Below are 11,897 nucleotides of genomic sequence, written 5' to 3' on the forward strand. Positions count from 1 at the left end.
AGTTCAATCAATTGGGCGCAGTTTGCCATGAAAATTTCCACCCTTTCTCTCGGCGCTTCGGCGTTGTTGCTCTTGTTGGCGGCCTTGCTCGCCTCACTGGTGCTCTGGAGTAGTGAACAGAGACAAGAGGCAGAACTGCAGAGCCAGACGCTGCAAGGCTTGCAGCAAGAATTTTTGGTGGATATCCGTGCCAATCTGGATAAGTATCTCGCCAGTGGCGATGCAGGGCGATTGGAACAAGCCAGAGCCCAGCTCAATGATATTCATGACCGTTTGCCGGTAGATTCACAGTTGGCACAGGAGCTGGCGCAATTGGTGACGGCTCTGGATGGTAAATATCGCGCCGCCGGCAAGTTGGCCGGAAATCCCAGGCAGCTGTTGGCCCATGCAGAAACCGAAATGTTGGACAACAACAAGCGCCTGGCGGATTACGGCGATCAAGGGCTGGCAACGGCGCCACAAGTGGCGCATGAATATCTGCAGCTTAGTCGGGAGCTTCCGCCGCTGGTTTACCAGTTGTCACAGCTGACCCAGGATTACTTGCTCGGACGGGAGCAAAGACTCAAGCCTTACCTCGACAGTACCATAACCCAGTTGGCCGACTGGCATGACAGACTCAGCGCCTTGCCACTGCTTGGTCTCTATCGCACAGTAGAGGCCGATGAATTTGCCCTGGGTGACGATGAACCCGAACGTGAAGAGATTGGCGAGAGCTACCGCGCTGAACTTCTGAGTCTCAGCAGTCGCTACGCCAAGGAAGTGACCAATACCGAGCAGCAACTGTTGGATAACCGTCAAATGCAGGATGCGCTGCGCGCCGATATGCACAAGTTGCAGCAGAACTTGCTGACCATGGCCGCTGAGCAGCAACAACGTACCGACAAGCTCAAACACGAGCTACAGCTTTGGCTCTATCTGGCTTTGGCTGTGCTGGCCTTATTTGCCGTGGCTTATTTGATTTTGCAGCAGCTCAGGGTGGTGAAGCCGTTGCAACTGCTCAACACCGCCTTCAGTCAACTGAGTGAGTCCAATACCCGCGAGCGCCTCAATATCAGTCGTCGCTGTGAAACCGGCCAGATAGCCGCCCACTTCAATGCTCTGCTGAATCGTTTCGAGTCCGAGGATGAACAGCAGCGGCAGCAATTGGCGCGTATTTCTCAAAGTCTGTCGGCCCTGGTGCAAAAAATCAGTGAAATGGCCGGCAGTACCCGTGAGACCCAACAAGTGGTGGATCAGGCTCGGCAGCAAACGCTGGAGCTCAGTGAATTGGCCGGACTGGTGAGTGACAGCTCAGCTTCGCTGGCCACCCGTGCCGGCAATACCGCCGAGCAGATGCACCAGAGTGAACTCGAAGCGCAGCAGATGCTGGAGGCCACAGATTCAACCCGCACCGCCGTTGCCGAGTGTCATCAAGCGCTTGCCAGTCTGGATGATTCAGTGGCGGCTGTGGCGGGAATCATCGACGTGATAGGCAATATCGCCGGGCAGACTAATCTGTTGGCGCTCAATGCCGCCATAGAAGCCGCCCGTGCCGGTGAGCAGGGGCGAGGTTTTGCCGTGGTGGCCGATGAGGTGCGCAGCCTCTCCAGTCGCACCCAGAGCTCGCTCGATGAGATAGGTGCCATTCTCAATCGGCTCACCAATGCCAACAAGAGTCTGGGGCTGAGTATGGATGGCATAGCCGAGGCGAGCGACAGGCAGAGACAGAGAGCCGAGAGCCTGAAACAGCTGGCGCAGGAGGTGAGACAGCAGGCTTTTGCCATGGCGAGCGGGACTCAGCAGGGTACTGAGTATGCCCAGTCACAGCTGGCGCATCTGCAATCTTTCTCCAGCGCCATGGAACAGCTGCGCAGTCAGGCGATCACCGCCTCGGAGCAAGGGCAGGCAATCGCCTCTCAGGTGGCTGCAGGTGTCGCCGAGATAGAACAGAATCTCGGCATTAAAGCCGCCTGAGTCGCTATTAGAGGCTCGCCAGTATGGTTTCGGCCTTGCTGACTTCGAAAGTCTTGGGCGCTTCCACATTCAACAAAGAAACCACGCCATCGTCTATCACCATGGCATAGCGCCGCGAGCGTAAGCCTCCGAAGGCACCAGTGTCCATTTCCAGCCCCAGCGCCTTGGTGAAGGCACCATCGCCATCGGCCAACATCATGATCTCACCGGCGTTTTGGGTTTCACCCCAGGCTTTCATCACAAAGGCATCGTTGACCGACACACAGGCAATGATATCGACGCCCTTGGCCTTGAGTTCATCGGCCAGCACCACATAACCCGGCAGGTGAGCTTCGGAGCAGGTGGGGGTAAAGGCACCGGGAACAGCAAATAGCACGGCCTTCTTGCCGGCAAACAGTTCCTTAACCTTGTGGTTGATCATGCCCTCTTTACCGAGTTGGCTCAGAGTGGCATCCGGCAGAGCTTGACCTTGTGCAATCATGATATTTGTCCTTTCAGTGGGAATTACAAACCATCATAGCCGTTAATGGAGTGGACAAACACAGACATTCTACAGGGGCAATCAGGCGGCAGACGGCCGGCGCCGAAACAGCGCCCGCAACGCCAGCCAGCATAAGCTGAGCAGCAGCTCGGCCGAGGCTGCGAGCAGCAAGCCACTGAGTAGGCCAATGGCTATGGCATCGCCTTTGAGCAGAATATTGTGGCTGTAGTTGTCCCACACTTCGCGGCGGATATCCGCCTGTGGCGCAAACGCCAGTTGCAGGTAGGGGCTGTAGAGACTCTCGCGGAAATCGGCCAAGGCCTGCTGCAACTCGGAGCGGCGTTCTACCATGGCGTTGAGCTTATCACCGCCGGAGGTAAATACCGGATCTTTGTTGGTCACATAGTGGGCGATAAGCTTATCCAGATCGCCACCGAAGAAACGGTCGGCATCGCGCTGAAACCCGGCCAATTGGGTTTGGATCTCGCTCAGGTGGGCCTGGAGGCTCTTGCCATATTGATCGACAAAGCCGGGGAGCTGAATCCCCGCCAGCACCCCCACAAAGAACAGCAGCAGTCTGAGATAGTCGCGTATGGTTCTAAGCATCATGCCTCCCTGAGTTCCGGCCAAACCAGATTGCCGCAGCCGCCCTGTATCTTAACTGACCGCTTCTGGCTTTGTTGCCGCTCTATCTGTGTCGCCCATAGCACTCGGGGCTGAAACCAAATGTCGCTGAAACTATACATTGACAAAAACAACCATAGTTTGACAAAAATATTTTTCGAATAAGTTGAAGTTAAGTCTCTCGTCGAAATTTACGTAAGCCATCACCAAATAAGAAAGTGTTCAAGTTTGCCAGCCTAAAGGGGAGGATTTTCCTAATTGATCTTGAGCGAGGGATGTACCATGGGAAGAACGCTGGAAGAGCTTCTCCAACAGGAGAAGCCCGAAGTTGTTAATGCTGCCAAAGTTAAAGCTAAAAAAATTCTCAAGGAAATTGAAATATCAAAACAGAGTATTTCATCTGGCGAGCTAGGTACATCATCTGAAAACCAGCCCACAGCGACTGATTAGTGTACAAACTTTATTGTTCCTCAACATAACCGATATCAATCCAATAAAAACGGCTGCATTGGCAGCCGTTTTTGCTTTTGCAATCATCTACTGGCTTATTCAGCCTTAGGTTTGCTTAAATGACGACGGTAGATCAGCAGATAGAGCGCCGGAAGAACAAAGAGCGACAGCACAGGGGCGGTAACCATGCCACCGACCATGGGCGCGGCAATCTTCTGCATCACATCGTTGCCTGAACCTGCGCCCCACATAATAGGGAGCAGACCGAAGAAGATGGTCGCCACTGTCATCGCCTTGGGGCGGATCCGCATTACCGCACCTTCAATCAGGGCGTCCTTGAGGTCCTCCACTCTGTGGTATTCGCCTCTGTCCTGCTTGTGCTTGATGGCATTGTTGAGATACACCAGCATGACCACACCAAACTCGGCGGCGACCCCGGCGAGGGCTATCATGCCCACCGCGACAGCGACCGACATGTTGTAGTCCAGCAGATACAGCAACCAGGTACTGCCCACCAAGGCGAACGGCAGTGACAGCATAATGATGCTGGCCTGCATGGATGAGCCAAAGGTCATCATCAGCAGAATGAAGATCACCGCCAGTGCCATGGGGATCACTTGCTGCAGTTTGGCATCGACCCGCTGCATATATTCATACTGGCCGGCAAAGCTGTAGCTGTACCTGGCCGGCAGATCCAGTTCCTGCTCCAATACCGGCTTGACCGCTTCGATATACTCACCGATGGACGTGCCGCCGATATCGACAAATACCCAGGAGATCAAACGACCATTCTCACTCTTGAGCATAGGCGCGCCATCAGTGATTTCGATGTCGGCCAGATTGCGCAGCGGCAGATAGTGGCCACTCTTGGTGATCACCGGCAGCTCTCTGAGCTTTTCGATATTGTCACGCAACTCTCTTGGATAGCGCAGGTTGATGGGATAGCGCTCGGCACCTTGAACCGACTCACCGATATTCATGCCGCCTATTGCGTAACGTACTACGTCCTGAATATCGCTCAGGGTCATGCCATATCTGGAGGTCACCTCGAGTTTCGGCGTGATGTCTATGTAGCGGCCGCCACCCACCCGCTCGGCATAGGCCGACTTGGTATGAGGCTGCGCCGATAGAATCGCTTCTATCTGGGCCCCTATCTCCTGCAGTTGATTGACATCGGCGCCGGTGATCTTAATCCCCACAGGTGTCTTGATACCGGTAGACAGCATGTCGATACGGGTCTTGATCGGCTGCACCCAGGCGTTGGTAAGACCGGGCACTTTTACCGTACTTTGCAGCTGGGCAATAATGCCGTCGAGATCCATGCCTTCGCGCCACTGCTCTTTGGGTTTGAGCATTATGGTGGTTTCCAGCATGGTCAATGGCGCAGGATCCGTGGCGGTTTCGGCGCGGCCAACCTTGCCAAACACCCGCGCCACTTCCGGAACGGTTTTGATCAGCCGGTCGGTTTGCTGCAGTACTTCGGCGGCCTTGCTGGCACTGATGCCCGGCAAGGCTGTTGGCATGTACAGGAGATCGCCTTCCTCTAGCTCGGGCATAAATTCACTACCCATATGACTCACCGGATACCAGGCACTGGCCAGCGCCACCAGAGCCGCCAGCAGGGTCAGCTTGGGGAAGCGCAGCACAGCATTGAGCATAGGTTTGTAGATGGCTATCAACACCCGGCTCAGTGGGTTGCTGCTTTCCGAGGGTATCTTGCCGCGGATAAAGAAGCCCATCAGGATAGGCACCAGGGTGATCGACAACACCGCCGCGGCCGCCATGGCAAAGGTTTTGGTATAGGCCAGCGGGCTGAACAGCCTGCCTTCCTGGGCTTCGAGGGCAAATACCGGCACAAAACTCAGGGTTATGATCAGCAAGGAGAAGAAGAGTGCCGGGCCCACCTCAATGGAGGCCTCGGCGACAATTTTCCAGTGCTCTTTGGCGTCGGGTTGGCGCTGGTGGTCTTGCTTGAAATGCTCGAGGTGTTTATGCATATTCTCGATCATCACAATGGCACCATCTACCACGGCCCCGATGGCGATGGCGATACCGCCAAGACTCATGATATTGGCGTTGACCCCCATCTTGTTCATCACAATAAAGGCGATCAGTATCGACAGTGGCAAGGTAATGACGGCCACCAGGGTCGAGCGAGCATGCAGCAGAAACAGCAAGCAAACAATGCTCACCACCACCATCTCTTCCAGCACCTTGTGTAGCAGGTTGTCGACCGAATTTTCAATCAGTTGCGATCTGTCGTAGGTGGGGACTATCTCCACGCCTTCGGGGAGCCCCGCCTTGAGTTCTTCCAGCTTGGTTTTCACCGCCTCGATAGTCGCCAGGGCGTTTTCCCCATAGCGCATGACTATGATGCCACCGACGACTTCGCCCTCACCATCGAGCTCGGCTATGCCACGGCGGGATGCCGGGCCCTTGCGTACGGTGGCAACGTCTTTCAGCAGCAGTGGTGTGCCTGAGGGGCTGGTGATCCCCAGCGGGATTTCACGAAAGTCCGCCAGTGTTTGACGATAGCCCTTGGCGCGTACCATATACTCGGCTTCGGCCATCTCCACCACAGAGCCACCGGCCTCGTTGTTGGCCTTGGTAATAGCCTGCTTGACCGAGGCGATGTCCAGCTTGTAAATCGCCAGCTTGTCCGGCTCCAGCACTATCTGATAGGTCTGTTCCATGCCACCGACTGTGGCGACTTCCGATACCCCGGCAACACTCTGCAGTTCCAGCTTCAAATACCAGTCCTGCAAACTCTTGAGTTGCGAAAGGTCCAGATTACCGCTGCGGTCTACCAGGGCATATTCATAGATCCAACCGACCCCGGAGGCATCGGGCCCCAGTGAGGGTTGCACCCCTTCGGGTAAACGACTGCTTATCTGGCTCAGGTATTCCAATACCCGGGAGCGGGCCCAATAGATGTCGGTGCCATCTTCAAAGATCACATAGACATAGGAGTCACCGAACATGGAATAGCCGCGCACCGTCTTGGCCCCGGGCACGGCCAGCATGGCGGTGGACAGGGGATAGGTCACCTGTTCCTCTACCAGCTTGGGTGCCTGTCCCGGATAGGCGGTTTTGATGATGACCTGCACATCGGACAGATCCGGCAGGGCGTCGAGCGGCGTGGTACGCAGCGCCTGAATCCCCCAAACCGTCACCATCAGGGTGACAATCAGCACCATCACCCTTTGTTTGATGGAGGCTTCAATGATTTTTTTCAGCATGTTGCCTCCTAGTGCTGGTGGCCTGAGCTCAGGCGCATCAGGCTACCCTTGAGACTGGCCTCTGAATCCAGCAGGAATTGCCCGGAAATCACCACGTTTTCGCCTTCATGCAGGCCTTCGAGGATCTCTGCTTTACCCTGACTCAACATGCCGACAGTGACCTTTCTGGCGCTGAAACTGGCATCATCCTGTTTGACTATGACCCGGTTCTCTTTGCCTGTTTGGATCAAGGCTTCCTGAGGGATCACCAAAGTATCGCGTTTCGGGCCACCATAGAGGGAAACCTTGGCCAAGGTCTTGGGCCTTAGCTCCATCGCTTGATCATTGTTGAGTACCACTCTGACTCTCAGGCTTCGGGTGATGGGATCCAGCTCGGGATAGATATAATCAATCTTGCCTTCTATGCCCTTGAGTCCCATGGCGGGGATATTGACCTCGGCGGTCTGTCCCACTTCCAGCCAGCTTTGCTCGTTTTCAAACACATCGGCGATGACCCAGACCTTGGAGAGGTCGACCAGTGACATGACCTCGGTCTGAGGTTGTATATACATGCCGTCACGTACCTCAAGTTGTTTGACTATGCCGCTTTCGCGGGCGTAGAAAGGAACCCGGTATTGGGTCTTGCCTGTCTTGGCAAGCTGTTTGATTTGCTCTTGGTTCATGCCCAGCAGTTCGAGGCGTAGCCCGGCCTTACGCAATAGCTCTTGGTAGTTGGCACTGTTGCCTGAGCGTTTCAGGGTCTCCTGGGCCAACAGATAGTCGTCCTGGGCATTGACCAGGTCTGGTGAGTAGATCTCGTACAGCAACTGGCCTTTCTCAACCCTGTCACCGACAGACTCTACTTTAAGCTTTTCAATCCAGCCGTTGACCCTGGCATGGATATGACTGATCTGGCTCTCGTCATAGTCTATTTGGCCTACAGTCTTGACGAACTTCCACAGCGTGTCTCTTTCCACCTTGGCTACTTTGAGAGCCAAGGCTTGCTGCATCTGCCCTGAGACATCAATCTCAACGGTTTCCGAGTGGCCGCCCATCTCGACTTTTTCCAGGTTCATGCCGCAGATGGGGCAGGTGCCGGGCACGTCGCTGATGATATGCGAATGCATGGGGCAGACATATTTGATGTTGCTGCCCTGATCCAGAGGTGCAGGTTTGATCTCCAATGCGGGCTTGCTCTGCTGCATGGCGTGCTGGCTATGGTCATTAGCCTTGCTTTCCGTGGCTTTGGCTTCTGTAGCCTGGGTTTCTGTAGCTTCGGCATGACCGGCATGGGAACCTGGCTCCTCTTCTTCCTCTTCGACCAGGAACATATTGCATTTGGGGCAGCGTCCCGGCTCGTGACTGGTCACTTCCGGATGCATGGGGCAGATATAGGTTTTTTGCTGAGCCTGTGTTGGTTCAGCCAAAGCTTCGGTGGCCTCATTTTTGACCAAAAACATGTTGCACTTGGGGCAACGTCCCGGCTCATGGCTGGTGACTTCCGGATGCATGGGGCAGTAATACTCCTGGCTTGCCGTCCCATGTTGATGATCTTTGTGTTGTTCCTGCCCTTGGGGCTGATTGCCCTGGGCCATTGCCTGCATACTCCATTGCGGGCCGACAGCCAACACCAGACTAAGCGCACAGGCCAGTCGTTGGCGTTTACGGTTTGAATCGCTCATATGCCTCATCTCCAGCTACAGCTTGATTAGTGGTGGTGGTGTTTCTGGCCTGCTACAGGCTCAAGATTCATACCACACTTGGGGCAGGAGTCACCTTTCTTTCCTGTCACTTCAGGGTGCATGGGACAGTGATAGCCGGCTTGTTGCGGTTTTTCCAGAAACATGCCGCATTTGGGACAGGAATCGCCTTTGTTACCTGTCACTTCAGGGTGCATGGGGCAGCTATATTCGGCAGTTACTGCGGCTTGTTGCTGGCCGTGGTGATGTTCACGGTCGTTTGCGAAGCTGGCACGGGCCAGGGTGACAGACAATAGGGCAATAATCAGGACGCTGATAAAGGTTTTCATTGATTCACTCCGTTTGGGATACGCTTTGGCCAGGTGCAACTGTGCACTCTTGGCGCTTATCCCATTAAAAATTCGTATTTATTGGCAGATTTTGGGCACAAGTGTGCCTTGGATATCAAACTATGGGTGGCTTGATTGTCTGGCCGATAGAAACAGAGTGGAAATGAGGCATAGGCGTGGCCACGGCGGCTTCGGGCAGAGACATCACCGGCCAGGAACCGACGGCGATGAGGGTACCCGCTACAGATATCACCAGGCAATGGTTACAGTCGCTCTTGCAGAATCCTTTGCCTTCACAACAATGACTCACAGTGTCGGGAAGCACTGTATCAATTTGCGAGTCATCGCAGCAGTGACTGGCGTTTGTCTGTTGAGTGTGACAATCCATGGTGGCAGCCATTGAGTGTGCCGTGGAATCCATTTTTCCGGAATGCGCTTCAGCTGTTGGCACCATCCAGTGTCCATTGGTTAGCATACCCTGCCCGAGCAATGCGAACAGGGTAAACAGAACCAGGATGTGGCGGCGAACCGATAGCATCTTGAGCTTGAACTCCAGAGAGAATGGACCCCAATAGTCTACCATGCTTTCAAAAGCTTGCCTTGATATGACTCACATCTGAAGAAGTGTGATGACATTGCTACACTTTTTCCGGCAATCATTGTTAGCAGCATGGTAGAGCCTCTGTCTCATTCCACTCTGAAAACTCAGCGGCGCAGCTGTGCCAACCAGTCGGCCATTAGATCTCCATGGGTCATTATCTCGGCCGGAACTGCCTGGCCCGCTTCATCCACAACTTTCAACTCTGGACTGCGAATAAAGGCGTTAGCTTCCGCTTCGGTATCCAGAGTCGGTAACTGCAGTTGCAGACTTTGTTGTTCGGCGACAGTCAGTGTCAGATAAAGGGGGCCGGATTTAACCCAAGAGCCCGAGTCATCGGCATTGACGGCAAAAATGTCCCGGTATTTGAGTTCGACAATATGTTTTCCGGCGGATAACTGGTGGCGGTCAAAGTTGGATACAGCTTGGCCATCAATAGCCTTGATCACCAGATTATCCGGCAGGTTTAACTCGGCTGCGAAACTGCCTGAAGCCATAAACAGGCTGGCAAACATTAACAGGGCGGCGCTAAAACGAGATGCAGAAATTTTGTATGCAGACATAGTGGGAACTCCCAAAAATATTCAGATGTAAAAACATTAACTAAAGCTTTGCGGCCGTAAGGCCAGAGTTACATCTGTGTTGAATTGGGAGGGGGTGTTTGCTGCGAGAGTATAGCGGTTTGCAAGCTCCAGCTCGGCAGGGCTATCTGCTGGCTTCCTGTCACCAACAAAGGATGGCCGGCGGTAAGCAGGCTTATTCCAGGTGTGCAGTGGCTGGCACAGTTGCCCATGGTGCCGCAATCCATACCCAGATCGCAATCTGGGCAATGTTGCTGACCTTGGCAGCAATCCATATCCATGGCCATGCTGGTGGATGCGGATGAGTCCATGGCTGCCATTGGCTGATGTTCAGACACAGAAACAGACGCGGCTGCAGGCATCATGGCCTGTCCCAGCATCATTATCAGTGTCAGTATCAGCAGCAAGCTTCTCATCGTTATCCTTGGGTTCTGGTGAAGCACACAGTCTGTGCTTACCTCAATAGACAGACATCTTGATTAAATAGTTTCGTCTTGTCCAAAATAAAATTGTTCATTACATCTTTAGCGTCGCTTGGATCACATTTATTGTTTCGAGAATTAGTTGTATGTTAATTATTCGATTGACTATGCTTGATTAAGCGGGTGCCATGCTTTAAGTTTAGGAAAAGTGCATATATGGCATTAACTTAAAATTCAGTCGTCAATAGGCCTTGAGAGTTAGAGCTAAGTCTCATTTTGCACTTTTCGGGTCAGATTAATGAAAGAAAACTGGTTTATAATCAAATTTCAGAACAACGAATAGCTCAATATAGATATAAGAATTTTATTTTGGAGAAGAGTGATGAACTGGCGTGCAATTTTTAAACCCAGCGCAAAGTATTCCATCCTGTCGCTACTGGTCGTCGGCATAGTGATAGGTGTTGTTGGCTACTTCGCTACCCAGCAGACGCTGCATGCAACCAGTACAGATGCGTTCTGTATGACCTGCCACAGCAACCACTCACTGAAAGATGAAGTACTGGCTTCTGCCCACGGTGGTGGTAGTGCCGGCGTTACTGTTCAGTGTCAAGACTGTCACTTGCCTCACGGCCCGGTTGACTATCTGGTGAAGAAGATCATTGTTTCCAAGGATCTCTACGGCTTCTTGACTATCGATGGCTTCAACACTCAGGAGTGGTTGGACGCTAACCGTAAAGAACAGGCTGATAAAGCACTGAACTACTTCCGTGCCAATGACTCTGCCAACTGTCAGCATTGTCACACCCGCATCTATGAGAACCAGCCTGAAACCATGAAGAAGATGGCTGTTAGAATGCACAGCATGAACTTTAAGAAAGATCCTGAAAGCAGAAAGACCTGCGTGGATTGCCACAAGGGTGTAGCGCATCCTTATCCAAAGGGCTAATCATTTTGAGCTGGAAAAACCGCTGCTTGCAGCGGTTTTTTTATATCTGAAGTGAAGCTGGACTAGCGATCGACAGGCTTGATGGAGGGGCGCGATTAAACAAAACACTCGGTGTTTTTATCTGCAGTAAAGAGAGGCATTGGTCTGGAACAAGGGGGTTATCTTTGCCAGCGCAGCAGCAACCTGTGCTCACCGACGCCGAAATAGTCGGCTTCCAGCCCCAGGTTTTCAAACCCCATGCGGCTGTAGAGATGGCGGGCGGGATTATCCGGCGCTACCGTCAGTAACAGTTCATCGACACCATGGCGGCAGTCTTCCAGGCACGTACTGAGCAAGCTTTTGCCTATCCCTCGGCCCTGCTGCATAGGAGACACGGCCAGTGACAGCAACCAGTGTCGCCCCGGCTGTTCACCGCTCACCCGCAGCAGATAACCGGCCAGTTTCCCGTCGACAAAGGCCCCCAGAAAACCTGTGGGCCAGGCATCCAGTGCTTGACGGAAGAAGAAGTCCGGGTAGCAGTGCTCACCGAAGGTTGCCAACTCCAAGGCCAATACGGCATCCAGATCGGCTCTGGATATTGGTCTTATCTGCATCC

At 53.5% G+C, this 11,897-nt stretch carries 11 protein-coding genes and 2 pseudogenes; 3 read left to right on the plus strand and 10 right to left on the minus strand.

Annotated elements, in window-relative coordinates:
• Positions 1-27: 27 nt before the first annotated feature.
• Positions 28-1,953 carry a methyl-accepting chemotaxis protein gene (locus CX651_RS04955; RefSeq protein WP_101054157.1) on the plus strand — a complete coding sequence of 642 codons (1,926 nt, stop codon included), beginning with the start codon at positions 28-30 and terminating at the stop codon, positions 1,951-1,953.
• Positions 1,954-1,960: 7 nt separating this feature from the next.
• On the opposite strand, the gene CX651_RS04960 is transcribed toward CX651_RS04955, so the two are convergent.
• Positions 1,961-2,434 (minus strand): peroxiredoxin, encoded by a 474-nt coding sequence (locus CX651_RS04960; protein WP_101054160.1) that lies wholly within the window; start codon positions 2,432-2,434, stop codon positions 1,961-1,963.
• Between the two features lie 81 nt (positions 2,435-2,515).
• The gene (locus CX651_RS04965) at positions 2,516-3,043 is read right to left on the minus strand and encodes a DUF2937 family protein (protein WP_224867236.1); all 528 of its coding nucleotides are present in this window, start codon (positions 3,041-3,043) and stop codon (positions 2,516-2,518) included.
• 297 nt (positions 3,044-3,340) lie between these two features.
• Between CX651_RS04965 and CX651_RS19950 the strand changes: the two genes are divergently transcribed.
• Complete coding sequence (locus tag CX651_RS19950) at positions 3,341-3,508, plus strand: hypothetical protein (protein WP_165565880.1); 168 nt, start codon at positions 3,341-3,343, stop codon at positions 3,506-3,508.
• Between the two features lie 95 nt (positions 3,509-3,603).
• Here CX651_RS19950 and CX651_RS04970 read toward each other — a convergent pair whose 3' ends face one another.
• The 7 genes and pseudogenes from CX651_RS04970 to CX651_RS04995 form a co-directional block, all read right to left on the minus strand.
• Positions 3,604-6,747, minus strand: a complete 3,144-nt coding sequence (locus CX651_RS04970) for an efflux RND transporter permease subunit (protein ID WP_101054163.1) — start codon at positions 6,745-6,747, stop codon at positions 3,604-3,606.
• An 8-nt stretch (positions 6,748-6,755) separates the two neighbouring features.
• Positions 6,756-7,874, minus strand: a pseudogene (locus CX651_RS04975) (efflux RND transporter periplasmic adaptor subunit); the annotation flags it as partial.
• A 164-nt stretch (positions 7,875-8,038) separates the two neighbouring features.
• Positions 8,039-8,237, minus strand: a pseudogene (locus CX651_RS20415) (heavy metal-binding domain-containing protein); the annotation flags it as partial.
• A gap of 197 nt (positions 8,238-8,434) precedes the next feature.
• Positions 8,435-8,755: a heavy metal-binding domain-containing protein gene (locus tag CX651_RS04980; protein ID WP_101054170.1), complete on the minus strand. Its 321-nt coding sequence runs from the start codon at positions 8,753-8,755 to the stop codon at positions 8,435-8,437.
• A gap of 115 nt (positions 8,756-8,870) precedes the next feature.
• Entirely contained in the window at positions 8,871-9,338 is a 468-nt protein-coding gene (locus CX651_RS04985; RefSeq protein WP_229839743.1) for a hypothetical protein, read from the minus strand.
• Between the two features lie 122 nt (positions 9,339-9,460).
• Positions 9,461-9,916, minus strand: a complete 456-nt coding sequence (locus CX651_RS04990; protein WP_101054172.1) for a DUF2057 family protein — start codon at positions 9,914-9,916, stop codon at positions 9,461-9,463.
• Positions 9,917-9,984: 68 nt separating this feature from the next.
• Positions 9,985-10,350 (minus strand): hypothetical protein, encoded by a 366-nt coding sequence (locus CX651_RS04995; RefSeq protein WP_101054175.1) that lies wholly within the window; start codon positions 10,348-10,350, stop codon positions 9,985-9,987.
• A 388-nt stretch (positions 10,351-10,738) separates the two neighbouring features.
• Between CX651_RS04995 and CX651_RS05000 the strand changes: the two genes are divergently transcribed.
• Entirely contained in the window at positions 10,739-11,302 is a 564-nt protein-coding gene (locus tag CX651_RS05000) for a NapC/NirT family cytochrome c (RefSeq protein ID WP_039035180.1), read from the plus strand.
• 158 nt (positions 11,303-11,460) lie between these two features.
• Here CX651_RS05000 and CX651_RS05005 read toward each other — a convergent pair whose 3' ends face one another.
• A complete protein-coding gene (locus CX651_RS05005) occupies positions 11,461-11,895 on the minus strand; it encodes a GNAT family N-acetyltransferase (RefSeq protein WP_101054179.1) in 435 nt (144 codons plus the stop codon).
• Between the last annotated feature and the right edge of the window lie 2 nt (positions 11,896-11,897).

The sequence above is a fragment of the Shewanella chilikensis genome (genome assembly GCF_002836945.1).
In the GTDB taxonomy this organism is placed as follows: domain Bacteria; phylum Pseudomonadota; class Gammaproteobacteria; order Enterobacterales; family Shewanellaceae; genus Shewanella; species Shewanella chilikensis.